22 protein-coding genes are annotated in these 25243 nt (G+C 44.4%); 11 read left to right on the top strand and 11 right to left on the bottom strand.

The annotated features are described in order from the left end of the window. The first annotated feature begins 311 nt into the window (after window positions 1-311). Window positions 312-1799 carry a Na+/H+ antiporter NhaC family protein gene (locus P855_RS0115145; RefSeq protein WP_028784364.1) on the top strand — a complete coding sequence of 496 codons (1488 nt, stop codon included), beginning with the start codon at window positions 312-314 and terminating at the stop codon, window positions 1797-1799. A 124-nt stretch (window positions 1800-1923) separates the two neighbouring features. On the opposite strand, the gene P855_RS0115140 is transcribed toward P855_RS0115145, so the two are convergent. Beyond that, window positions 1924-2388, bottom strand: a complete 465-nt coding sequence (locus tag P855_RS0115140; RefSeq protein ID WP_051353249.1) for a GNAT family N-acetyltransferase — start codon at window positions 2386-2388, stop codon at window positions 1924-1926. Window positions 2389-2494: 106 nt separating this feature from the next. After that, complete coding sequence (locus P855_RS0115135; protein WP_028784362.1) at window positions 2495-2953, bottom strand: DinB family protein; 459 nt, start codon at window positions 2951-2953, stop codon at window positions 2495-2497. A 115-nt stretch (window positions 2954-3068) separates the two neighbouring features. On the opposite strand from P855_RS0115135, the gene P855_RS0115130 reads away from it, so the two are divergent. The 6 genes from P855_RS0115130 (at window position 3069) to P855_RS0115105 (ending at window position 13840) form a co-directional block, all read left to right on the top strand. Beyond that, on the top strand, window positions 3069-3797 hold the full coding sequence (locus P855_RS0115130) for a 3-ketoacyl-ACP reductase (RefSeq protein WP_200865960.1): 729 nt from the start codon (window positions 3069-3071) through the stop codon (window positions 3795-3797). Between the two features lie 191 nt (window positions 3798-3988). Beyond that, window positions 3989-5314: a S8 family peptidase gene (locus tag P855_RS0115125; RefSeq protein WP_028784360.1), complete on the top strand. Its 1326-nt coding sequence runs from the start codon at window positions 3989-3991 to the stop codon at window positions 5312-5314. A gap of 183 nt (window positions 5315-5497) precedes the next feature. Continuing rightward, complete coding sequence (locus P855_RS22285) at window positions 5498-5659, top strand: hypothetical protein (RefSeq protein WP_161628825.1); 162 nt, start codon at window positions 5498-5500, stop codon at window positions 5657-5659. Between the two features lie 629 nt (window positions 5660-6288). Continuing rightward, window positions 6289-10878: a glutamate synthase large subunit gene (gene gltB / locus P855_RS0115115; protein WP_028784359.1), complete on the top strand. Its 4590-nt coding sequence runs from the start codon at window positions 6289-6291 to the stop codon at window positions 10876-10878. An 18-nt stretch (window positions 10879-10896) separates the two neighbouring features. Further along, the gene (locus P855_RS0115110) at window positions 10897-12384 is read left to right on the top strand and encodes a glutamate synthase subunit beta (protein ID WP_028784358.1); all 1488 of its coding nucleotides are present in this window, start codon (window positions 10897-10899) and stop codon (window positions 12382-12384) included. 187 nt (window positions 12385-12571) lie between these two features. After that, on the top strand, window positions 12572-13840 hold the full coding sequence (locus tag P855_RS0115105) for a M48 family metallopeptidase (RefSeq protein WP_028784357.1): 1269 nt from the start codon (window positions 12572-12574) through the stop codon (window positions 13838-13840). Window positions 13841-13878: 38 nt separating this feature from the next. On the opposite strand, the gene P855_RS0115100 is transcribed toward P855_RS0115105, so the two are convergent. From P855_RS0115100 to P855_RS0115085, 4 genes are all read right to left on the bottom strand, one after another. Beyond that, window positions 13879-14901 carry an LLM class flavin-dependent oxidoreductase gene (locus P855_RS0115100; RefSeq protein ID WP_028784356.1) on the bottom strand — a complete coding sequence of 341 codons (1023 nt, stop codon included), beginning with the start codon at window positions 14899-14901 and terminating at the stop codon, window positions 13879-13881. A gap of 941 nt (window positions 14902-15842) precedes the next feature. Next, window positions 15843-16586: a gamma-glutamyl-gamma-aminobutyrate hydrolase family protein gene (locus P855_RS0115095; RefSeq protein ID WP_028784355.1), complete on the bottom strand. Its 744-nt coding sequence runs from the start codon at window positions 16584-16586 to the stop codon at window positions 15843-15845. Window positions 16587-16605: 19 nt separating this feature from the next. Beyond that, window positions 16606-16914, bottom strand: coding sequence for a hypothetical protein (locus P855_RS0115090; protein ID WP_028784354.1), 309 nt, complete (start codon window positions 16912-16914; stop codon window positions 16606-16608). Window positions 16915-16930: 16 nt separating this feature from the next. Further along, on the bottom strand, window positions 16931-18301 hold the full coding sequence (locus P855_RS0115085) for a TRAP transporter large permease subunit (protein ID WP_037986102.1): 1371 nt from the start codon (window positions 18299-18301) through the stop codon (window positions 16931-16933). A gap of 248 nt (window positions 18302-18549) precedes the next feature. On the opposite strand from P855_RS0115085, the gene P855_RS0115080 reads away from it, so the two are divergent. The 3 genes from P855_RS0115080 (at window position 18550) to P855_RS0115070 (ending at window position 21241) form a co-directional block, all read left to right on the top strand. After that, complete coding sequence (locus P855_RS0115080) at window positions 18550-19290, top strand: GntR family transcriptional regulator (protein WP_051353248.1); 741 nt, start codon at window positions 18550-18552, stop codon at window positions 19288-19290. A gap of 233 nt (window positions 19291-19523) precedes the next feature. Then, the gene (locus tag P855_RS0115075) at window positions 19524-20903 is read left to right on the top strand and encodes an acyclic terpene utilization AtuA family protein (RefSeq protein WP_028784351.1); all 1380 of its coding nucleotides are present in this window, start codon (window positions 19524-19526) and stop codon (window positions 20901-20903) included. A 14-nt stretch (window positions 20904-20917) separates the two neighbouring features. Further along, window positions 20918-21241, top strand: coding sequence for a DUF4387 domain-containing protein (locus P855_RS0115070; protein ID WP_028784350.1), 324 nt, complete (start codon window positions 20918-20920; stop codon window positions 21239-21241). Window positions 21242-21334: 93 nt separating this feature from the next. Here P855_RS0115070 and P855_RS21105 read toward each other — a convergent pair whose 3' ends face one another. The 5 genes from P855_RS21105 to P855_RS0115045 all read right to left on the bottom strand — a co-directional run bounded on the left by P855_RS21105 (window position 21335) and on the right by P855_RS0115045 (window position 24288). Then, complete coding sequence (locus P855_RS21105) at window positions 21335-21871, bottom strand: DMT family transporter (RefSeq protein ID WP_084315715.1); 537 nt, start codon at window positions 21869-21871, stop codon at window positions 21335-21337. Between the two features lie 12 nt (window positions 21872-21883). Continuing rightward, window positions 21884-22579, bottom strand: coding sequence for a Crp/Fnr family transcriptional regulator (locus P855_RS0115060; protein ID WP_028784349.1), 696 nt, complete (start codon window positions 22577-22579; stop codon window positions 21884-21886). A gap of 17 nt (window positions 22580-22596) precedes the next feature. Then, the gene (locus tag P855_RS0115055) at window positions 22597-23022 is read right to left on the bottom strand and encodes a DMT family transporter (protein WP_028784348.1); all 426 of its coding nucleotides are present in this window, start codon (window positions 23020-23022) and stop codon (window positions 22597-22599) included. A gap of 161 nt (window positions 23023-23183) precedes the next feature. Beyond that, a complete protein-coding gene (locus P855_RS0115050; protein WP_028784347.1) occupies window positions 23184-23603 on the bottom strand; it encodes a disulfide oxidoreductase in 420 nt (139 codons plus the stop codon). After that, complete coding sequence (locus P855_RS0115045; protein WP_028784346.1) at window positions 23596-24288, bottom strand: DsbA family protein; 693 nt, start codon at window positions 24286-24288, stop codon at window positions 23596-23598. The genes P855_RS0115050 and P855_RS0115045 overlap by 8 nt, the downstream gene beginning before the upstream one ends. Window positions 24289-24524: 236 nt before the next feature. Between P855_RS0115045 and P855_RS0115040 the strand changes: the two genes are divergently transcribed. Further along, window positions 24525-25226: a sulfite exporter TauE/SafE family protein gene (locus P855_RS0115040; protein WP_037986315.1), complete on the top strand. Its 702-nt coding sequence runs from the start codon at window positions 24525-24527 to the stop codon at window positions 25224-25226. The last annotated feature ends 17 nt before the right edge of the window (window positions 25227-25243 follow it).

Raw genomic sequence — 25243 nt, 5'->3', positions numbered from 1 at the left:
TCTTTTATTAATCAAAGAAAATCACTCTTTTTAGTTATGGGAATGTTGATTCCACGATTAAGCGATTCGTGAGACACAACAACAAACTTTGACAGCTCCCCTTTTAAGGAGAAAGGACTTTTCCGTGGCCTCTTCGAGAGGCCGGTCCCTTTTTTATAGCTTAGCAATAAATAGATGACATAAAATCAGTTCTTTACTCGAAGTATATGACTGTCGTATCCGGGAAAACCAACCAAATTAATTGGAAGCGTTTACATTTTTGCGAGATATGATACACTTGTGCAGTGAATGAGTTACTTGGAGGGAGTCATATGAGTAAAAAACAGCAAGATGAAGTCATTGATGAAGCGATTGGTGAAAAATCAATCAAGAAACTGGAATTTCGAGGCGGTGTATTTGCTGCTACGATTCCATTAGTATTTTTCATCATTTGGGCAATTTCTTTGAGTGTGGCCAAGCTTGTCACAGAAGAAGCGCTTGTGCTTGGTATGGTGATTGGTATTGCCCTTGGATTGTTTTTCACTAAATCGAAGTGGGCGGATTATGCCCAAAGCCTGTTTACAGGTATGGCCCAGCCAATTGGTGTTATTGCCGTAATCGCCTGGTTTTGGGCAGGGATGTTCGCAAAAATGTTATCTGCAGGTGGACTAGTGGATGGTTTGATCTGGTTCGGTTTCCAGACCGGTGTTGAAGGCGGAATGTTCGTCGGCTTGACCTTCCTGCTGTCAGCATTGTTCGCTACAGCTGTCGGGACAGGTTATGGAACCGTAGCTACATTCGGAATTCTGATGTACCCAGCCGGGGTTATCCTTGGTGCAGATCCTGTAATTTTATTAGCTGCGATTTTAAGTGGTGCTGTATTCGGAGATAACCTGGCACCGGTTTCTGATACGACGATTGTTTCCGCGACGACACAGGAAGCGGATGTACCTGGAGTTGTTCGATCACGATTCAAATATTCCGTCACCGCTGCTATTCCAGCATTGATTTTATTTATTATTTTTGGCGGTGGCGGATCCGGTGGTAATGAAGCTGCATTAAGCGAGTTACAAAGCCAGGTTGGACCGAACGGGTTATGGATGCTGATTCCATTCGTTCTCGTATTGTACCTTGCCTTATCGGGCCACCACCTTCTTACCTCTTTGACATGGGGGATCGTTGCATCAGTTGTATTTATTTTCTTAACAGGAAGCAGTTTGACGAAAATTCTTCATGTGTATCGAAATGAATCAGGAGAAGCGGTCATTGAAGGGGCATTGATGAGTGGGATCGGTGGCTATTTCAATATGGCTATTTTAATCTTATTTATTCTCGCTGCTGCTCATTTAATGGAAGTAGCTGGTACGATGGAAACGATCAAAAACTTCTTTTTAAATATCATTAATAACGTTGTGCGCAGAGCAGAGCTTTCCATTTTTGCTATTGTAGCTTTCCTGAATGTGTTTATTACCATCAATACTGCTGCAGAAATCGCTGCCGCGCCTTTTGTCAGAAAGATAGGTAAGGAAATGAATATCCATTCTTACCGGAGAGCGAATTTCTTAGATACTGTATCTTCATCGTTAGGGTATATATTCCCGTGGAGTGGAGGCGTCCTGCTTGCATGGGCAACGATCAAAGGCGCTGCAGATGAATACGATTTTCTACCGGTAGTAAGCCCGACCGAAGTATTTCCATTCGTCTTTCAAGGTTGGGGATTATTAATCGTCATGTTTATCGCCGCCTTGACTGGCTGGGGACTTCGATATAGCGGGAAGAATGGGGAAGAAATCAAACCGAAAGATTACCAGGGATCATAAATCGCACTTTTTAGGGTCCTGGCATAAGAAGCTGAATAAAATCAGCAAAATAAAAAGCAGTCATTGGTCCTTAGCCAATGGCTGCTTTTCTCTGCTCCTGAATATTCCACCTGCAAAGTTCGTGCTACAATACTTTTTCCATAACTATCGCGCCAGTATGGTATCCCATTTTTTGATAAATATGAAAGGCTTTTTTGTTATCCCCGAATACATTCAGGCCAATTGTGGCAATTCCCTGTGCTTTTAAAACCTGTTCCAGGTGGGACAATGTCCTGCTGCCGTATCCTTTGCCGCGAAAAGGCTCTTCAATCAAAATATGATAGATATAGGCGGAGTTTTCTTCCTTTTTTATGTTGTACCATAACTTTCCTACGTGCTCTTTTGTGGAAAGGTCGTGAATGTGGAGGATATAGTGATCCTTCGTATTCCTTCCGTCGGGAAGCAGCTGCGCAAATTGTTCGTAGGCATCTTCGAGAATTTTTTCAGCAGGTTTGTTGAAGTTACGCCCGATTTCCTCCGCATAATCAGGGATAAGAAAGTTAATGTAAGCTTGATAGGATTTATCGTTCATTGGTTGGAATTCGATCAAGGGTAGGCCTCCTGACATTAAGGTTATTTCAACTATATTCGCCAGGAGAGGCCGATATCCTTCATGAACGAGGAGATCCTTTAAAAAGGAGCACCCGATTATCTTGTCATCCTTGTTTTACGAACATCGGAAGCTCAGTATTTCCCATTTCGCGTACATACACGAACAGGTTGCCTTTATGATGGATTTCGTGATCCATCGCCAGGTTCAGCACTTTCTCTGCCGGAAGTTTAACACCTAACATTTCTGTTAAGTCAACAATAACGGAGAAATCCTCATCGGACATAGACTCAATCAGCTTTTTCGTCTCACTGGTATAAGTCTCTGCCAGTTCCGTAAGCGAAGCATCTTCTTCCTGCTCAAACAGTTGTTTCGGTTCCTGCTGGGCTGCAGCAGCAGTAAACTGGTAAAAACTTTTCAGCATGTGATTTACCAGTTTACGTGCAGGCATCGAAGTTGGAGTAGGCTGATAGTTTACGTCCTCCGTTCCTATTTTTGCTGCCAATTCATTCGTAACGGAGCGATGGGATAAAAAATACTGGATGAAATCGTTACTTTTACTCATTCAATCATTCCTCCTTTTTACTAGTTCACTTTTAACTTTAATAGAAGCAAGGCGTCAAAATAAACAGATATGCTTTTTTTTGATAGGCTTAAAATAGTATGTAATAGAAAGGGGAATGAATTTGGCACAGTCACTGACAGGAAAAGTCGCATTGATAACGGGTGCAGGAAGAGGTATTGGCAGGGAAACAGCACTCGCCCTGGCGAAAGAGGGAGTAAATGTCGGTTTGATCGCACGGACAGAGGCTTCATTAAAGAAAGTGACAGCGGAAGCAGAAACGTTCGGAGTACAAGCAGCCTATGCGGCAGTAGATGTTTCTTCACCAGAACAGGTTGAAAAAGCAGTGGCAAATCTGACGGATAAGCTGGGAACCTTTGATATTCTAATCAATAATGCTGGAATTATGAAAAAAGGCTCATTCCTGGAAATGGATCCGGAGGATTGGAAACAAACCATTGATGTCAATCTCATGGGTGTTTACCATATCACTCGAAATGTCCTGCCACAGTTGATCGAAAAGCAAGGCGGCGATATCATCAATATATCATCCATGTCCGGTTTGAAAGGGACGGCAGGATCAACGGCTTACAGTGCCTCTAAATTCGGTTTACTGGGAATGAGTGAAGCCTTGATGCAGGAGGTTCGTCCGCACAACATCCGTGTGTTTGCCATGACACCGAGCATGGTTGCTACCGAGCTTACTGGTAAAGGAGATATTACCGAAGAAGAAAAGCAAAAATTCATGCAGCCGGAAGACATTGCTGAATATATGATTGCCCAATTGAAGCTCCATCCACGAATCTTCATCAAAACTTCTGCCCAATGGGCAACCAACCCATTCTAAAAAAACCCCCTGAGACAACTGTCTCAGGGGGGGTTCATCATTTTCGGACTATTATACTTACCTTCGAATCAGCTTTTTTTCCCGCATGGTTACAGGTTATTAGCCAATTTACTAGAATAATGGACAAACACCTTTCCTATCCTTTCTTACATTCATAGATTATAGGAACACCAAAGAAAGGAAGGGAAAAAATGTTTGGTTATTCGATGGTTCAAATGATAAGAGCTCACGCCGATAAGCTGGAAAAGCCGCTGCGAGATGAAATATTGAACGGCTATCGTCCATTCAAATGGACGCCATGCTTTCTGCATCGTGTTTTTGAAGGGTATGTGAAGAAAAGGAAAAAGCTTTCCTTAATCGTTGAGTTTGAAGACGGTTACTATGAAGCGGATTGTATTAAGCTTCATGAAGTACTGGAACGCCATCATGCATGTAAGTTTAAGCACGACTTTTCCCGTATATCCTGCTGCAGTGCACAGGTGACACCTGAAGGGCTGGAGGACATCCTGACAAATTGTAATCATATTAAAAAAGTATATGTGGACAAAGAAGTTCATGCCCTTCTCGATGTAGCTGTCGAAGCAGCCCGTGCTAAAAGTATTGTACGCAATAACAAGCGATTGACAGGGAAAGGCGTAACGATCGCGATTATCGACACAGGCATCCATCCACACCAGGATTTAGAAGGAAGAATCGTTGACTTTGTAGATTTTATCAATGAGCGTACCACTCCTTATGATGATAATGGACATGGCACACATTGTGCCGGCGATGCTGCAGGTGATGGTTCAGCCTCTGAAGGTAAATATCAGGGCCCTGCCCCAGAAGCGAATCTTGTTGGAGTCAAAGTACTCAACAAAATCGGATCAGGATCCCTCGAGACGGTCATGCAGGGAGTAGAGTGGTGCATGCAATATAATGAAAAACACCCTGATAACCGGATAGATATCATCAGCATGTCGCTCGGAAGTACAGCGCAGGCTTTTTCATCCGAAAATGAAGATCCGATGGTTAAAATCGTAGAAGCAGCATGGAAAGAAGGGATTACTGTTTGCGTAGCAGCAGGGAACGAGGGACCTGAAGCCAAAACTATTGCAAGTCCTGGTCTGAGTGATCAGGTAATCACGGTCGGGGCATTGGATGATAAGGATTCGGCCGATACCAGGGAAGACGATGAGGTCGCATCATTCTCAAGCAGAGGACCTACCATCTATGATGTTACCAAGCCGGATATCCTTGCCCCCGGAGTTAACATCATTTCATTGCGATCACCGGGGTCCTATTTGGATAAAGTCCAAAAAACCGCCCGTGTCGACAACGATTACTTTGTACTTTCTGGTACATCCATGGCAACTCCCCTTTGTGCAGGTGTCGTGGCATTGATGAAGCAGCATAATCCTGAAGCTACACCATATGAGATAAAACAGCGATTAAAACAAAGCGCTGAAACCTGGCGGAATAGGGACCCAAACGTCTATGGTGCAGGTTATATCCATGGTGAAAATGCCATAAATTAACGGTTGCATTCCCTTGGAAAAGGGAATGCAATTTTTCGGAAAATTCCTAGCTATTCACAATATAGTCAAGAATACGACAGTATTTTTAAGAATATTATCACATGTATTTACTTTATAAGAATATTTGATATTATATAGGTGTAAATAATAATATATAAAGAAATATGAAAGGGGATAGTGGGTATGGTAACCTCTCTATCAATTTTGTCTCTAACTGTTTTTGGATTTTTCTCTGTTTACGCCGCATTGGATTCGCTTGCTGCGCGTATCAGGAAACGCAAACGCATCACCCCACAACCGGAACCTATTCAACAGCAGCCAGTACTGGAGCTTGGTCAACAGTAAGCTGCCCATTATATAGATTCTTATAAAGCAGTATCTTCCATAAACGAGGAAGGTGCTGCTTTTTTAATGGTTTTTCGTTTTTTATACGCTGAGGCGGAATCAGATGAGACCCACTTTTTCCTTCACTAAAAAACCCTCTTTGCTGGAGGCAAGAGGATTCTTTTGATACATGAAATTGGAGCTTTAATAAATGGGGTGTCTATCCGTCCATATTATACATATTTGTGTATAAATAACATGTATAACTTATTTTTATACATATCAAAAAACAGCACTTTTTAAGATAACTTCTACAAAAAAATTTTCCGGGAGGTTATAGAGAAGCGAAACCGTTGATATGACTGTGTTTATAAGCAAAATGAAACGCATGAAAGCGTTGTCTTTTTTGTAACATTACATAGGTCTAAAGTTGCAGTTATTGTATAACACTGTAATTGACTGACAATTTCATGGTATACTATTTCTCACACTCGAATAGACTGAATTTTTTCATATTCACTAAAAAATGTACACTTTTAAATCCTTTAAAAAATTCAACTTTGTTAAAGGAATAAAGGATAACAAAAACAAGGCTTTTGCTACCATCTGGTAATAAGCCGAGCTTTTCTAATCATAGAGGAGGAATGATCATGGAAAAACACGGATATCCAATTCCGCAGGGTCTTTATAATCCTGCTAATGAGCATGAGGCATGCGGAATCGGTATGATCGCGAATATCAACGGAAGAAAATCCCATGATATCGTTCAAAACGCGGTTACCATTCTGTGCAACCTGGAACACCGCGGCGGCCAGTCAGCCGACGTCAACTCGGGGGACGGAGCCGGTATACTAACACAGATACCCCATCGTTTCTTTTTAAAACAATGTAAAAAAGAAAATATCGATCTTCCCGGAGAAGGGGAATACGGGGTAGGAATGGTATTTCTTCCTCAGGATGAATACAAGCGATTGCAATGTATTGAAATTGTCGAAGATATCATCCGCGAGGAAGGCCAAGGGCTGTTAGGCTGGCGTACGGTACCTGTCAATGACTCCTTTGTCGGGGACAGTGCCAAGAAAACGAAGCCGTACATCCGTCAGGTGTTTGTAGCAAAATCGCAGCAAATCACAGACAGGATGGAGTTTGAACGACGCTTATATGTTATCCGTAAACGTGCGGAATTTGAAATTGGCAAAATGGAAGCCTGTGACGATTTTTATATCAGCAGTTTATCGACCAGCACAATTGTTTACAAAGGGATGCTCATCCCTGAACAGTTAGATTCTTTTTATATTGACCTGAACCATCCTGATTTTATATCCGCATTGGCATTAGTACACTCCCGCTTCAGTACGAACACTTTCCCAAGTTGGAAAAGATCCCATCCAAACCGCTACACCATCCATAACGGTGAATTCAATACAATACGAGGAAACGTCAATTGGATGCGGGCGCGGCAAACGCTATGTCAATCTGAATATTTCAATGAAGAAGATTTAGAAAAAATTCTGCCTGTCATTGACGATAACGGCAGTGATTCTTCCATGTTCGATAATGCTTTCGAATTCCTGCATTTATCAGGGCGGTCACTCGCTCATACGGCAATGATGATGGTACCGGAACCATGGCCGAATAACACGGCTATTGAAAAAGAGAAGCGTGATTTTTATGAGTATCACAGCACACTTATGGAGCCGTGGGATGGACCGGCAGCACTTGTGTTTACGAACGGCAGCCAGATTGGAGCATGCCTTGACCGTAACGGACTGCGTCCGGCCAGATATTATGTTACGAAAAATGGCATGATCGTTCTTGGTTCCGAGGTTGGCGCACTTGATATCTTTGATGATGAAATTGAATACAAAGATCGTCTGCAGCCAAGTAAGATGCTTCTCGTAGACTTGGAAAAAGGAAAAATCATCCCTGACGAGGAGATTAAAGGCCAGGTCGCAAAAAAGCAGCCGTATGAGGAATGGATCAACGAACACATGCTTGATCTCGATGAGCTTCCGCAGCCGGTGGAAGAGGCTCCAATGACTGAAGATGAAAAGCTGCTGGATCAGCAGCTGGCCTTCGGATATACGACCGAGGAATTGAGTAAAATTCTGAAGCCGATGGTATCAGGCGGAAAGGATCCTGTCGGGTCCATGGGGTATGATTCCCCGCTCGCTGTACTGTCGAAAAAGCCACAGCTGCTCTATAACTATTTCAAACAGCTGTTTGCCCAGGTCACCAACCCTGCGATTGATGCGATTCGTGAGGAAATCGTTACAGCAGTAGGTACGACGATTGGAGCGGAGGGGAACCTGGTTGATCCGAAGCCGGATAGCTGCAAACATATCCGTCTTGATACGTTTGCGTTGACCAACCGTCAGTTGGAGACGCTCCGTCAGCAGGACGTCGATGGGTTTCAGGCAGCTACACTGTCGATTCTGTTCGATGCAAAAGGCGAAGGTGCCATGGAAGCCGCTTTAGAAGAGCTGTTTGCCAAAGCGGATCAGGAAATAGAAAACGGTACGACACTGATTATTTTATCGGACCGCGGAGTGAACCGTAATAAGGCAGCTATTCCCGCCTTGCTTGCTGTATCAGGTCTGCATCACCACTTGATCCGCCAGGGAACACGTACCAAAGTGAGCCTGCTGATCGAGTCAGCTGAACCACGTGAAGTTCATCACTTTGCTACATTGCTCGGTTATGGTGCCGAAGGAATCAACCCTTATCTAGCGTTCGATTCCCTGCATGACTTGATTGAGCGCGGCGACCTGCAGGGCATTACGTTTGATGAAGCCGTGGACACTTATGTCAAGTCAGTTACCGATGGTGTTGTCAAAGTACTTTCCAAAATGGGTATCTCGACCATCCAAAGTTACCGGGGCGCCCAAATTTTCGAAGCGGTCGGCATCAGCAGTGAGGTCGTTAACAAATACTTCACTTGGACCTCAACCCGTCTTGGTGGTATTGGCCTTGATGTTATTGAAAAAGAAGTATTGATGCGCCATGAGCGTGCCTATGGGGAAAAACGTGTGGCTTCTAAGCAGTTGGAAGCAGGTGATGAGTTCCAATACCGCGAAAACGGTGAGGACCACCAATACAACCCGCACACAATTCATCTCCTGCAGCACGCGTGCCGCAGTAATAATTATGACTTGTTTAAAGAATATTCCCAGCTGTTGACCGATGAACGGAACAACCTGCAATCGCTGCGGGGTCTGCTGAAGTTCAAGAAGCGGCGGTCGATTCCGATCGAGGAGGTCGAATCCGTCGACGATATTTGTAAAAGGTTCAAGACAGGAGCCATGTCATTCGGAGCGATCAGTCAAGAGGCGCACGAAGCACTTGCGATTGCCATGAACAAAATCGGAGGTAAAAGTAACTCCGGAGAAGGTGGGGAAAACCCTGAGCGATTCACTCCGGACGAAAATGGTGACCTGCGCCGCAGTGCCATCAAACAGATTGCATCAGGACGATTCGGCGTCAACAGCCATTACCTGGTCAACGCTGATGAGCTGCAAATCAAAGTATCGCAGGGTGCGAAGCCTGGTGAAGGTGGTCACTTGCCTGGCAAGAAAGTCTACCCTTGGATCGCGGAAGTACGTGGCTCAACGACAGGGGTCGAGTTGATTTCACCACCACCCCACCATGATATTTATTCTATTGAAGACTTGGCAGAGTTGATTCATAACTTGAAAAATGCTAACCCGAGAGCACGGATCAGCGTTAAGCTCGTTTCTGCCGACGGTGTAGGAACGATTGCTGCCGGTGTCGCAAAAGGAAGAGCCGATCACGTACTGATCAGTGGATATGACGGAGGAACCGGTGCTGCACCGCGAACCAGTATCAAACACGCTGGTATGCCGTGGGAAATCGGACTTGCCGAAACTCACCAGACACTCGTACTGAATAACCTGCGCGACCGGATTGCTGTCGAAGCAGACGGTAAGATGATGACCGGGCGCGATATCATTTACGCTACCTTGCTGGGAGCGGAAGAATATGGTTTCTCCACGGCACCGCTTGTTGTCCTGGGCTGTGTCATGATGCGTGTATGCCACCTGGATACTTGTCCGGTCGGTGTCGCGACCCAAAACCCGGAACTGCGTAAGAAATTCACTGGGCAAGCGGATCACGTTGCCAACTTCATGCGTTTCATCGCTCAGGAAGCACGTGAGTTGATGGCGGAGCTTGGCTTCCGTACCATCAACGAGATGGTCGGCCGTTCCGATGTATTGGAACCGAAAGAAGACATCGATCACTGGAAAGCGAAAAGCGTCGACTTTACGTCCCTGCTTTACCAGCCGGCTGTGCCACTGGGCGGTGGAACTTACCAGGTCCAGCAGCAGGATCACGAACTGTCTACGAAACTGGACATGCAGGAATTGATGCCGCTATGTAAAAAAGCGATTGAAACGAAAGAACCAGTGGAAGTAAACCATTCCATCCGTAACATCAACCGGGTGACCGGTACGATTCTTGGAAGTGAGATCACCCGTCGCCATGGTGCGGAGGGCTTGCCGGAAGATACCATTCGCCTGAATCTGAAAGGATCAGCCGGACAGAGTTTCGGTGCGTTTATTCCTAAAGGCATGACGATGACCTTGATTGGCGATGCCAACGACTATGTCGGTAAAGGATTATCCGGTGGTAAAATCATCGTCCATCCATCCCAGGATTCTACGTTCGTGCCAGAGGAAAATACTATTGTCGGTAACGTTTCTTTCTATGGGGCGACAGCCGGGGAAGCCTACATCAATGGGCTTGCCGGTGAACGTTTCTGTGTCCGTAATAGTGGGGCAAGCGTCGTTGTCGAAGGAATCGGTGACCATGGCTGTGAATATATGACTGGTGGAAAAGTCGTCGTTCTCGGTGCAACCGGCCGTAACTTTGCAGCAGGTATGTCTGGTGGTGTCGCTTATATCCTGGAAGAGGAACAAGGATTGTTTGACAGTAAATGCAACCAGGAACTTGTGGATCTCGAGCGCTTGACTGATCAACAGGAAATCACGGAGCTATACAAGATGATCGCGAAGCATGTGGAATATACCAATAGTCCTAAAGGGCATCGCATATTGAATGATTGGGATAAATACGTATCCAAATTTGTACGTGTCATCCCTACCGCATACCGTGAAATGGAAGAGCGGATTGCCGGTTTGATCGATACAGGCATGAGAAAGTTTGATGCTGAAATGACGGCATTTGAAGAAAGTAAACGAAGCAAAGAGCTTGTCAAATAATAAGAGGAGGGGGATACGATGGGAAAGGCAACAGGATTTATGGAATACGAACGTCAATCACAACGTGAACGTGACCCTTCTGAACGTACGAAAGACTGGTCGGACTATACTGCTCCGATGAAAGAAGAAGAGGTCCAAATACAAGGGGCGCGCTGCATGGACTGCGGCGTACCTACTTGTCATACAGGCACAGAAATCAATGGACAGACGACAGGGTGCCCAGTCAACCACCTGATTCCTGAATGGAATGACCTGGTTTATCGTGGCCAGTGGCAGGAAGCCTTGAAAAAAGAGCATGAGCGAAACAACTTCCCGGAGTTTACCGGCATCGCCTGTCCGGCACCTTGTGAAGGGGCCTGTGTTCTAGGCATCAATGAACCTCCTGTAGCGATACGGTCTGTCGAACGCGCCATCATTGAAAAAGGATTTGATGAGGGCTGGGTAAAACCAGAACCGCCGGCTCAGCGTACAGGTAAAAAGGTTGCGGTCGTAGGCTCAGGTCCAGCTGGTCTTGCAGCTGCCGCTCAATTGAACAAAGCTGGCCACTGGGTGACAGTTTTCGAACGGAGCGACCGTGTCGGAGGCCTCCTGACATACGGGATTCCTGAAATGAAATTGCCTTACGATGTAGTCGAACGCCGCGTCAATATTTTAAAAGCGGAAGGTATCGAATTCGTTACGAATACGGAAGTCGGAAAAGACTATCCAGAAGATAAACTGCGTGCAGACTTTGATTCTGTCATTCTCTGCGGAGGATCACAGGTCCACCGTGACATCCCGGCTGACGGCAGAGAATTAAAAGGTGTTCATTATGCGATGGATTTCCTTCATTCCAACACAAAGAGCTTGTTGGACTCTAACCACGAAGATGGTAATTACATTTCTGCGAAAGATAAGGACGTAATTGTCATTGGTGGGGGAGACACGGGAACAGACTGTCTGGCGACTTCTGTCCGTCACAATTGCAAGAGTCTTACCCAGTTTGATATTTATGATAAAAAGCTTTCTGCCCGTGATACGGAAGACAATCCATGGCCACAGTGGCCGGTCGTCCACCGTGTCGAATATGGCCATAAAGAAGCAGCAGCCGTGTTGGGCGACGACCCACGCGCCTACGCAGTCATGACAAAGAAATTCGTCGGTGACGAAAACGGACATGTCAAAGAAGTCCATACCGTAAACGTGAAGTTAACCAAGGATGAAAACGGCAAACGCATCCGTGAAGAAATTCCAGGCACTGAAAAAGTTTGGCCTGCTGACCTTGTCCTGCTCGCTATCGGGTTCAAAGGTCCAGATCAGGATTTGATCAAGCAGCTTGGTGTCGAAACTACCGAACGTTCCACTATCAAAGCAGAATACGGTGATTATCGCACCAATGTTGAAGGCGTATTTGCTGCGGGAGACATGCGTCGCGGCCAAAGTCTGATCGTATGGGCCATTAATGAGGGACGGGAAGCAGCACGTGAATGCGACCGTTACCTGATGGGCTCCACTGTATTGCCATAAAGTGTTTCACTTTAAAAATCGTCCAGGATATTTCCTGGGCGATTTTTTTCTTTCTGCTTATTGCAGGAATCAGTTCCATTCACCATTAAGGAGGGCTATGGTTCATACGTGATAAAATATTAGATAACGATATAATTTAATTTTTTGAACATAAGCTAGAAATAGTACAAGTAGTGGAGGTGGGCGCGTGAAAAAACAGTTTGCAGTCTGGACTGCTGGTATCTATATCGTCTATGCCCTGATCATGGGGCTTTACTTATTCTGGTGGGCTGATACCGGAGTCCCTGCTTCCTATCAGGGAACTGCGGCAGACCCCGCAACGTTTATGACAGATCGTGAGCTTCAGCTAAGTCAGGAATATTCCCGCTATCAATCCATGATGTTCTTCCTTGGTTTACCGCTGGAGTGGATTATTTATCTTGGTATGTTGGTACTTGGTATTTCAAAAGTGTTTAAGAATTTCGGCGAACGTGTCTCCAGGTTTTCATGGATCAATATCCCGATCTACGTCTTGCTTTTATCGGCTTTGACTTGGATTGTGACCTTCCCGTTCGATTTTATAAGGCGTTCCCTGTCGATCAACTATGGGATAGGAACACAGAGTTTCTCAGGATGGATGCGCGATCAAATGATCAGCTTTTGGATCAGTACCCTGATTATGGCTGTTCTCATCACCGTTCTGTATGTATTGATCCGCCGTTTTGAAAAACGCTGGTGGCTGTATGCCTGGATGCTGTTCGTTCCATTTTTAATATTCATGATGTATATCCAGCCTGTCGTCATTGACCCGCTTTATAATGACTTCTCCAGGCTGAGCAACCCGCAGCTGGAAGAAAAGATACTGGATCTGGCTGAGCAGGCAGACATTCCCGCTGACCGCGTCTATGAAGTAGACATGTCAGAAAAAACAAATGCGATGAATGCTTATGTGAATGGAATCGGGTCGAACCTACGTATCGTTTTATGGGATACAACTCTGAATAAACTGAACGAAAATGAAGTATTATTCATCATGGCCCATGAGATCGGTCATTATGTAAAGAACCATCTATTTTGGATGCTGGCAGGCTCCATCGGCGTTACTTTTGCAGGGATGTACTTGGGTTATCGACTCTTTCATGCCGTAATCCGAAAGTGGGGCGATGCCTGGGGAGTAAAGCACATAACAGATATAGCGTCTTTGCCGGCGCTGCTATTGATTTTCAGTTTACTTTCATTCATCGTCAGCCCGGTAGAACTTGCTATTTCCCGGGGCGCAGAAAAATCCGCCGATGAATATGCCATCGAAATGACCGGAGACCCGGAAGCCGCGGTCGGCTCTTTCCAGCAGTTGACCGTCACGGCTCTCAGCGACGTCCATCCACCTGCCCTCGTAAAGTATTTAAGATATGGGCACCCTACCATGCTGGAACGAATTTCTATGCTGGAAAGTTATCAGGATCCTTCAAGCGAATAAAAAGGAGCCAGGTCATTACAGCCTGGCTCCTTTGCTATTTATTTTCCATTCACAATCTCTGCTACAATTTCAAACGAACGAAGCCGCTTTTGATGATCATAGATTTGGGAAGTGACCATGATTTCATCTGCTTTTGTTTCCTCGATGAATGATTCCAGCTTTTGTTTGACAGTTTCCTTACTTCCGATAATAGAAGCTCCCAGCTGTTGCTGGAGTGCCGCATGTTCATGCGGAGACCATAGCTCGTCCATATTTTCTACAGGAGGCTGCAATGGTGCTTCATCGTTGCGTATCAAATTCAGGAACTGCTGATACAGCGAGGTTGCCAGATACTCCGCTTCTTCATCTGTTTCAGCCGCAATCACATTCAAGCCTAGCATGGCGTGTGGCTTCTCAAGTGTCTCAGACGGCTGGAAGTGGCGGCGGTATAAGTCAAGCGCGGCCATTGTATTATTTGGTGAAAAGTGGCTGGCAAAGGAAAACGGTAAACCAAGCTGACCGGAAAGCTGCGCGCTGAAACCACTCGAACCTAACAGCCAGATAGGGATATCCAACCCTTGACCAGGGACGGCACGGATAGGTGTTGGGCTCGTTGCTAACGAAGGATCGAAATAGGCCCTTAATTCCTGTAAGAGTTGCGGGAAATCCTGACCATCACTTCTACGTCCCCGTCTCAACGCCTGGGCAGTCATCTGGTCTGTACCAGGAGCGCGTCCAAGACCAAGATCGATTCGACCTGGGTAAAGAGACTCTAATGTGCCAAACTGTTCAGCGATCACCAATGGCGCATGGTTCGGAAGCATGATGCCGCCAGACCCGACCCGGATTCTTGACGTGTTTTCAGCGACATGACCAATTAATACAGATGTAGCCGAGCTCGCAATGAATGGCATATTATGATGCTCTGCCATCCAATATCGGTTGTAGTCCAATTCTTCTGTATGCTGGGCAAGTTCGATCATATTTTTAAAGGCATCTGCTGGTGTCCCGCCTTCTACAATCGGTGCGAGGTCCAGCACCGAAAACGGAATTTCATGCATTTGTTTATGTTCTATACTCATTTTATTCATCTTCTTTCTTTTGAAAATTAATTCTGTTATATCTCAGTGTTGATGCTACAGTTAAGCTCCCTTTTATGGAATACTCAGTTTCGAGAGAAACTGTTTTCCGTTATGGTGATGGGCGTTTGGAGGTCCGGGAAATCACTCGCTTTCCATGGGTGGACGGTGAGCTTCCTCAGGCTCCGCCTTGCGGGATCTCACATGTCCTATCCTCCCATTGGAGTCTCGCAATTTCCCGGCCCTCCTTGCTTGGTATGCGTACCCAACCTTTCATCCACAAGAAGAGCTTTTTTAAAACCCTGCTTATAACCTGCACCATGGTTACATATGAGTTGTGGAAGACGTCTTCATTTATCGCAGGGGTTCGTTACTCCCATCCTTCGGATGGGGTGGTTGGGAAACTGCGAGACTCCCGCGGGAGAAGGAGCTAGGCAAGATCCCGCAGGGCGATAGCCCGAGGAAGCTCGCCAGGTCCCCCACAGGAAAGAAACGAATGCGCAATCGCCTTGGGAGACACGACACGCATAAGCAGAACAGCAAAAGGGAAGTGTTCTTTCTTCCCGTTGATGGACTGCTTATGTCGCGAGTGTCTAGGCGATGAAGCTGGAAAGCGAGTAGTTTCCAAGCCACCCCTAACGCTTTTATGGTAAAGAACCTTGAAACTGAGTCTTCCACAATACGGCCCAATAGTTGAAAAAGCTTCTTAGGAAAATCAACAAGTTTATCTATGTGACTTAGTTTAACAATTGTAGGAATTACTCACCAAATGAAATGATTGAAGTATTGCCGAATGCGTTAAGTCAGAACATGACTGAGTTAGGGCAGAACATACCCGTGCCAGGGAAAAGATATAGCAATAAAAAGAAAAGCCCGGGCGATCGCCGGGCTTTTAGGGGATTGGATAGAGGGTTCTCAAACGGAAACCAAGCCACCATCCAATATTAGGAATAAGCTTTAGAATGACTATATTGCAACGCCGCATCTCTAAAAGCGTTAAATAACAACGACCACCTTGGCTCGACCAAATAGAGCTGTTCGGGATGAAACTGCAGTCCCAATAACCAATTTTCATCGTCGCTTTCGATCGCTTCTATGAAAAGGTCGTCTTCAGACCAGGCTACAGGCTTGAGACCTTTTCCTATCTCAGAAATCACCTGACGATGTCTGGAATTGACTTGAAGTGGATGATGGCCAATCATTTTTGAAAGTTTACTGGATTCTTCAAGCGTTATACGGTGCGTAGGGACCGATCCTTCCATCCCCATCACTTCCTGGTGGTGGTGGCTGGTTTTAAGGTTTTGCAATGTGCCGTCATATACTTCATTTATCATTTGCATTCCACGGCACACTCCCAGTACAGGCAGCCCCATTTCAACCGCCTTTTTCAACAGTACTTTCTCATACGTAAAACGCGTACTGCCAGTTTCACTCAGCTTAGTAGAAACAGACAATGGTTTATTGAGATTAAGGTAGCCCCCGCCAGTCATGAGGAGGCCATCCAACTTGGCTAGATAAGCTGGAACATCTTCTGTTCTATCCAATACTGGAAGCAGTACAGGGTGCATACCATGGGCTTCTAACGCTTGAATGTAATCACGTTCTACATACAACAATGGATGCCTGGGGTATAAATCATCTTCTTTTCCTTCATCGATATGGACAGTGACTCCGATCCATGGTTTCAAACGTGATCACCTCTTTTCCTTACATTGCTTTTTCTATCTTGGCATTATTGATTTCTTTTTCGGCTGCTTGTTTAGATTCGGATTTGAGCGTCAGGCTATGTTCTTTCGATGCATAGGTGTGAACAATACCGACTATCATGGCAATCGCTGCAAACCGAATGCCCCAACTCATCATCTTTCCAGCAAGCACAGCGATCGCTTCGCCACTCCCGCCTCCGATAATAAAAGAAGCACCGAACATCAAGGCAGTAAGTAGACCTAGAGCCATTGTCAGAAAAGCAATCCATCCATAAAGGTTAGCAAATATAGTGGAAATTTTATTTTTCATGCTAAACACCTCCAAGTTATAGTCCAAAAATCGGTAAAACTCCGGTTAACAAGATGATACTTAAAAGCACATGGAGCAAAATCCATATAATCGCAAGCTTTGAGGTCTCTTTGAACCCTGAACCTGCGATCCCCATGGCCACGAACAGCCCAAGTGCAAGGGGAGGAGTCATTCCTTCCAAAGCACCGGTCATAGCAGGCAGCATAAGCGCAAACAGTACCGGGTCACCGCCTAAGGCGCCAAATGCCCCGATCATAGCTCCACCCAGAATGGCGATTTGCGCTGATCCTGGAAGCACCATTCCAAGAATCATGAAGAAAAATGGAAGCAGTACAATCATGACGGGGGCAGTCATCCCCATGGAGACAAACCAATTACGTACGACTTCTTCCATCTGCATTCCAATGAACACCTGGGAAGTGGCATAGGCCATATAAATAGTGACACCAATCGGAACCACTTGAGGCAAGGAATCTTTGAAAACTTCGACCAACCGGTCAAGATGAGAGCGAGTGGTGTTGAAGAATGCTTTCTTTCCAATCCCAATCGCATAAGCCCCTGCAATAGCAGGTGTGAACATCAATACAGACGATGAAAATGCTTCAGAGCCGTCAGCACCGATACGGGCTGTGATAAAGTCTTTGAACTGGGCATCGGCGAATAGCGGAACAAAAATCAAGGCAGGTAGAATCAACGCCGGCCAGCCGATACGGAAGCTCTTCTTGAAGGAAGGAAGTTCTTTTTTAGCAATAGGCTGTACTTTATAATATTTGCAAAGACCCCAGAGTGTAAGCCAACGCTGGATAAAAAACCATAAACCGATTCCATAGGCAGCTACGATCCATTGGCTTAGCGTAATACTCCCGGGATTAACTTCATTCAAAATTCCAAACGTAAGCAGGACGATTCCGGACGGAGGGATAATGTTACCTAACATACTGGAGGACATTTCAGTAGTAGCAGCTAATGGGGCAGGATAGCCTGCTTTTTTCATGGTCGGTATTGTGAAAACACCGGTAGCTGCAACGTTTCCTGGTCCAGTACCTGAGAGGGAAGCCATAAATGTACTTCCTAACAGAGATACATAACCAGCACCCCCCCGGAATTTTCCGACAAGCGATAACATCAGATTGATGATTCTTTGTACGACTTTCGTAGCGTCAAACAACACCGCAACCACCATAAAAGCGAAAATGGCATAGAATAGACTGCTTGTTGATGGATAAAGCAAGGCTGACCACATGATGTCCAATTGCCCTGAAATCAGGACGATAAAAAAGAAAGAGAGTGTCATTACCTCATACATCGGTCGTTTAAAGCCAATAAACAGGACAGCAACAAAAACGATTAAGCCTATTAAATAGAACATAGGTAAAGGGATACCCATTTCGCACACCTCCATAAAAGCGCTTTCAAATAATATTAAAATACGAAATCAACATCAACACCGTTTCAACTGGTTATAACATGTAATGTAATATCGATTATATCAGATTCTTGGGAATTATCAAATAATTTTTCGAAAAACTTTTATATTAGTATATTTTAACAGGTTTATAGTTTTTATCTACCTCCAAATATTGTTATAATCAGTACATACAACTATAAGAGATTGTTGGTGAGGAAATGTTTAATTTGAAACGTGACCGCTCTACTCCGCTATACATACAATTAAAAAACGTGATAGAAGAGAAAATAAAAGCAGGGGAATGGGAGCCGGAACAGCAAATACCTTCGGAAAGGGAACTGGGGAAAGAATATGAGGTAAGCAGAATCACGGTAAGACAGGCAATTGACCTTGCTGTTAATGAAGGGTTATTATATCGTACCCACGGTAAGGGTACCTTTGTAGCCACCCCTACTATAAAGCAGGAATTAAGTAAAGTTGATAGTTTTCAATCAACATTATCCCAGCAGGGTCTGGTCGCTTCTACGGATATTGTGAAGGCGGAGATGGCTGTTACCGATCTTCAATTGTCTACTTTATTGGATGTAGAAATGATGGATCGACTATATAACCTGCAACTCGTTGGTTATGGAGATGAACTGCCGATTGTTTTTTACGATAGCTTTTTTCCAATTGATATTGGGGAACAAGTGACGAAAGCAGCCAGGAAAGAAAAGGCTGCAGGAAGGCCTTTTACCACACTGGATTTATACAAAAACATACCAGATATAGGCCCGACCCATAGTAAGCAGACTTTCGAATCGGTGCTTTCCGATGAGCGGATTGCCAAGGTATTGAAATTAGATGAAGTGACACCTATTTTCAAGGTGACATCTATCATTTATGCAGGGGAAAGAGCAATTGAATATCGCACCTCTTACTATAAAGGCGATAAATACAAATTCTTTATAACCAGATCCATTCAATGAACCTATGAATCATAGGTTCATTTTTTATGGTGTTTTTATCTTCTTCTTAGTTAGGTAAGGAACATGAAACGGTTATTCGGCAGTCCTGCCAGTCCGGTTGATAAAAGGATTTAGAAAACGCTATCACAAATTTTAAAATTCAGAATTGACAAATAAAACAGGTTGGCTTATACTCGGTTCAACTGGTTATAACATGTCATATACTTTTATTTTCCGAAAGGGGAACTTTTTACATGAAAGAGCAACTTCGTATTGTGTGCCCGAACGGTCATCTGGGATTTGCACCAACAAAGGAAGAAAGTTTTAAAATAGCCGCTGCTACTAAACCTGATTATTATTGCTGTGATTCCGGCAGTGATGATATCGGAGCAACCGCACTGGGAGCAGACCGTTCTGTCAGCATGCGGAAATGGCAGAAGCATGACCTGGAACTGATGCTGCTGGCGGCAAGGGAACAAAATGTTCCGATGCTTGTCGGTTCGGCAGGCGACTCCGGTTCGAACAGCCGGGTTGATATGTATGTGGAATTAATTAAAGAAATTGCAGAAGAACACGATCTTCCTCCATTTAAAATCGGTTATTTTTATTCGGAAGTAGATAAGGAAGATGTAAAAAATAAAATTGATCAGGATATTATCATTGAAGGGCTGGATGAACGGCCGCAGCTTACAAAAGAAGAAGTTGATAAAACTAATCGTATTGTCGGCGTTGCAGGCGTCCATCCCTATATCAAAGCATTAGATATGGGAGCGGACGTGGTGATTGGCGGGCGTTCCAGTGACTGTGCAATTTTTGCTGCACCAGCAATCCGCGAAGGTTTCCCTGAAGCTCAATCATATTATCTTGGAAAAGTTCTTGAATGCGCTTCCTTCTGCGCGGAACCTTATGGAGCCAAGGAAAGTGTCGTCGGGACGATTACACATGAAGATGTAAAAGTTACGGCGATGCATCCGAACCAGCGTTGTACAATTGCATCCGTAGCTGGTCATGCCATGTATGAACGGGCCAATCCTTATTATGAGTATGTCGCTGGCGGTATGCTGGATATGACCAATTGTAAATATGAACAATATGATGAGAAGACGACACGAATTACAGGGATGGAGTTCGTACCTGTGGAAGGAAAGGTAAAAGTGAAGTTAGAAGGGTCCGGGAAAAATGGGGAGAAATATATTGGGATTGCCGGTGTTCGCGATCCTTATACCATCCAGAACATCGATAAGGTCGTAGAGATGGCAGAACAGCAGGTGGCTGAGGAGTTCAAAGACCAGAATTACCAAATCAACTTCCGCGTGTTCGGTAAAAATGGTGTCATGGGCGACCTGGAGCCTGTCAAAGAAATTAAATCTCATGAGCTGTGTATAGTTATAGAAGGGATTGCGGAAACAGCCGAAGAGGCAGAAGCGCTGACCCTATTCGGTACCCGTCAGATTTTCTATGCCCGTCTCCCGGAAGTTAAAGGAACAGCTGGTACAGCCGCTTTCGTTGTCGACGATGTACTGCCGGCAACAGCTTCTTATTCCTGGACCATGAATCACACGATTCCGGTCGATGATCCATTGGAATTATTTGACGTACGAACAGAAATGATCGGCGAACCAGTGAAGGCCTAAAAGGAGGAAAAACCATGGAAACAAGGACATTAAACGACTTGGCAAAAACCATTCGCAGTAAAAATGCCGGCACAGATAAAATCACGTTTGATATTATCTTTAAGGAAAAAGATACGTATGAAATGGTGAAAAACAGTAAATCAATTAACCGGGAAAAACTGGCTTCTTTATATAACATTGAAGAGGATCGAATTACTGACTTTGTCGAATATGATCCAGCAAATGCGATCAAGTTCACGATTCGCCGCTTCGCTCCAAGTGGAGACCCTGGAGAAGGAGATATCTTCGGTTCCCAGCAATACCCGCCATTGCTTGGTATCGAAGTGCCTGTGCAATAGATGTTTAAATAAAGAAGAGGCTGTCCCATCATCCATGTAGGGGGACGGCCTCTTTTGTTATGGTTGTTATTACAAAAACATTCCTGAAACGATTTACGACCGCTCCTGGTGCAGTCTCTGGTCAGCGGGATAGGAGGTCTGATTACTTTTAAACGAAGCGGTCTGTTGGGGTTGCTGACCAACTTCGTTTTCACCGGACTGTTTATCCAGCTTATAGACAAGCACCCCACCGATTAACAAAGCGATTCCCAATAATTTTTGCCAGGAAAGGGCTGCTGCTTCAAATCCGAACCAGCCACCGGTATTGATGATAAAAGCAATAATGATTTGTGAAATAAGTGCAATCGATATGGCGTACGCGGGACCAATCAATGTTACCCCTCTCATTAAAAAGAATACGATTCCTACGCCAAATACTCCACCGAACAAAAATACAGGGTTCACATCGCCGAATTCAAATATACTTCTTTGTTCGATTGAATAAAAAACCGGTAACGAGCAGACAAGACCAAGACCAAGGACAAGAGAAGTCGTTGCCCACGGCCCGGTCTTTTCGCTTACTCTGGCATTGAATACATTTTGCAGGCTGATTAAAATACCTGCGATTATTGCTAATAATACTCCAGTCATCAGTGTTCCTCCTTATTCATAGATGTTCCCTTTTGCAAGGATGCTTAGCTTTTCAAGATCTTTTATGGTAATCGTACCATTGGCCCGTTCAATGATGTTGTCTGAAGCCATTTTTTTCAATACGCGGTTTAAATGGCGGTAACTGGTCCCCAGCCACTCTGCAAGTTCCATCAAATTTGAGGTATGCATTTCCTGATGGAAAGCTGTGCCTTCACTGACCGAGGAAATCGACAGTAAATAGCTGGCCAGGCGCACTTCTACAGGGTAAAGCATGTTGAGACTCGTGGTATGGGCTTCGGTATAAAATTTTCGGGCTAACGTTTCCAGTAAAAAACGTGTAAATGGCAGATGATCTTTTTCCAGCTTCGCCACATCGTTAAATGACACTGTAAGCATCACGCCATCTGATACAGCTTCAACGGAATTGAAGACTGCATTCCTTCTGATGTATTCTACATCCCCGATCAGCTCCAGAGGACGCTTGAACCGGTTGATTAAGGACTTTCCCTCAGGGGTGAGCGTGAAAATTTTTATTTTCCCTTCCACCAGGATATATAGTTGTTCCAGCTTTTCGCCCGCTGAAAATAGCACATCTCCTTTATTGAACTGACAGACCTTTATTTTAGGTCGGAACTGCTCTGGAAAGACATTGTCCAGCTCAAATCGTTCGATGTAGACGTCTGCATCAGCTGTTTTAAATTCTTTCACTATTTATACACCTTCTTTTACAATTGAAAAAGAATAACCCCTGCAAGCATCATCGTAAGCCCAAGCCCTTGACGCAGCGACACTGGGACTCTCTTTTCGCCAAACAGCCCTTGTGATTCTATGACAAATGCAGTTCCTATCTGTGCAACGAGAAGGATAGCGATTGCTGCGGCTGGACCAATCCTGTGAATTGCTGTCAATTCCGAAAAAACGACAATGACACCAAACGATCCTCCGATTAAATAAAGGAATGGGACGTTCCTGAAGCTTTTCCCTTTTCCATCTCTTGCTTTTATATAAATAACCATAGCGATAGTAAAGGCTACGATATGAACCATTACCGTCGTATGCCATCCGCCAATTGCATCGCTCATTCTTGCGTTAAAAATCCCCTGCATAGTGATAGAGAGACCTCCAAGCAGGGAAAATAAAGCACCTTTCATCTTTCATCCTCCTATTCTGTATTTATTTAAACGGAAGATGAAAATTTTTAAAAGGACATATGTCCTAACCAATGTAGCTCATACAAGTAAGCTTCTCCCTTATCTTCATAAAAATAAGCTCAGAGCGTGATAATTCAACTCTAAGCTTATGGGATTACGGTTTATTTCTTTTTGGTGATAAATAAAAATATGGTGATCAGCGTAAATGCTGTCAAAGCCAGCAAAGGAATCGTGATGAATCCCAGCCAGTTGATATATTCCGCACTGCAAGGAACACCGCCGACACAAGGCTTGATACTCGCAAACCCAGGGACCTTCTGCTCCATATAATGGAAAATGGAAACAAGTCCGCCAATAATTGAAAGTGGTAAGACATATTTGATAATATTCCGGTCATTGAGAAAAGTAGCGATACCAAGAATGATGCTTAACGGGTACATGAATATCCGCTGGACCCAGCATAATTCACAAGGAATGAACTCCCTTATTTCACTGAAATAAAGACTGCCTAACGTGGCAATGACAGCAGCGAGCCATGCCAAATAAAGAAAAATCGGTTGACTGCTGGTTGGTTTACTCATTGCTTTCCTCTATGGCCTGTTCGATTTTCGTGGAAATTTCTTCATAGTTGAATGGGTCTTCCACCATTTCCCCGTTTATCATCACTGTCGGTGTCACTTGAACTCCCTGTTCTTTTACAAGCGTTTCGTCTTTCTGGACTTCCTGCTGAATTTCTTCCGATTTCATATCCTGTTTCATTTGTTCAATATCAATGGATGGAACACTTTTTTTAGCTGCATCTACAATTATTTCTTCCGTCAGCCAGCCTTCCTGGTGTTCTTTTGGCTGGGCCGCATATAATTGCTTGCTGAAGTCCCAAAATTTATCAGGAGCCTGTTTATAGACAGCTTCTCCTGCTGAAGATGCCAGTTCGGAATCTTCTCCATGAAAGAGGACGTTGATATAAGTCAAATTAGCATCACCGGAGTCAATATAATCCTGTTTCAGTAACGGAAAGACTTGTTCGCTCCATGCTTTACATGCAGGACAAAGGTAATCGCCGAACTCCACGATTTTAACCGGCGCATCTGATTCACCTATGGTCGGCTGGCCTTCAGTGGAAATTGGTTCACCGGAAGAAGCCGAATTGCTTTCACTTCCGCTATTATTTTTACTATCTAATACAACGAATACAGCTACAAGTCCAATGACGACTACAGTTAAAATGACAACGAACTTCATCGATCCTTTGTTATTTTCAGCCATGGTTACACTCCTATATGTATTTTAAGTTAGCTATAGTAACGCCTGGTAACATCAACATGTTATCATAAAAGTAAGGATAAATAGTAAAGGTTTCTTGATATTTTTTGACAATCTTATTAAATTATATACTTTCTTTGCTTTTCTGAAAAGCTTAGGAATTTCACTGGCTGGTAGGGCGGTCATAGAGAGATGTCAGGTTTAACAGAGGTGTTTGTTTGGATTCTATTATTATATATATGATCATCATTCTTATAGCTTCTATTCTACAAACCAGTACCGGTTTTGGCTTCTCGATAATGGCTACCCCCTTTTTATTATTATTGTTCGCTCCCAGGGAAGCGATCCAGATCAACCTGGCACTTTCTCTGGTTATTTCCAGTGTCCTGATTATGAAAATACGTCATGATGTGGATACAGGTATTTTGAAAAGGTTCATCATCGGCAGTAGCGCTGGCCTTCTGATTGGCATCCTTATCTTTGTCTTGGCAGACTTGACGAAGCTGAAGCTCGGCATCAGTATCGTTATACTGGTGCTTACGATACTTTTAATCTTTCAATTCCGGACTCACCAATCTTTGCGAAGGGATTTTATAGTTGGAGGAATATCGGGGGCGATGACCACAAGTATCGGTATGCCTGGACCGCCGCTTCTGCTTTATTTTTCCGGTACGGGTACGAAAAAAGAAAAGTTGAGAGCGACTACGCTCGCTTTCTACTTATTCATTTATTTCGTGAGTCTGTTAATGCAAGTGATAATTGCCGGGACGAGCATCGAAGCATGGAAGGCAGGAGGGTTAGCTGTACCGGTAGTACTTGCTGGACTTGTTTTGGGCCAATTATTGTTCCGATGGATCAACCAGCGTTTATTCAGGCTATTCATGTATATGATTTTGCTGTTCACTGGAATATACTTGCTGTTTGAAAGTTTGTATTTGTGACTTTAATAATTTTCTAA

Source organism: Thalassobacillus devorans MSP14 (assembly GCF_000496835.1).
Lineage (GTDB): Bacteria > Bacillota > Bacilli > Bacillales > Halobacillaceae > Thalassobacillus > Thalassobacillus devorans_B.
Note: the sequence above shows the minus strand (reverse complement) of the source record. Positions and strands in the feature narration are given on the sequence as shown.